Source organism: Streptomyces sp. URMC 126, from assembly GCF_051386555.1.
In the GTDB taxonomy this organism is placed as follows: domain Bacteria; phylum Actinomycetota; class Actinomycetes; order Streptomycetales; family Streptomycetaceae; genus Streptomyces.
Genome location: NZ_JBPQTX010000821.1, coordinates 1 through 277, shown reverse-complemented (window position 1 = coordinate 277; position 277 = coordinate 1). Strand labels below are relative to the sequence as shown.

The following is a 277-nucleotide window of genomic DNA, read 5'->3' as shown; positions in this document are numbered from 1 at the left end:
ACATCAGCCTCTTCGCCGCCCTGCTGTGGACCACGCTCGGCTCGGTGGCCGGGGCGTTCCTCCTGTACTGGGCGGGCGCGCTCCTGGGCCGGGAGCGGACCCTGGCCGTCGCACGGAGGATCCCGCTGCTGAAGCCCTCGGACATCGAGAGGACCGAGGCGTGGTTCGCCAGACACGGCACCAAGGCGGTCTTCTTCGGGCGGATGGTCCCGGTCTTCCGCAGTCTGATCTCGGTCCCCGCCGGCGTCGAGCGCATGCCCGCGACGACGTTCCTGAC

The 277-nt window shown here is 70.8% G+C and carries 1 protein-coding gene; it reads left to right on the top strand.

The genetic code is table 11. From position 1 onward, the window contains the following. On the top strand, positions 1 to 277 hold a 277-nt coding region (locus ACSNOK_RS34070; RefSeq protein WP_436784607.1), incomplete at both ends, for a DedA family protein.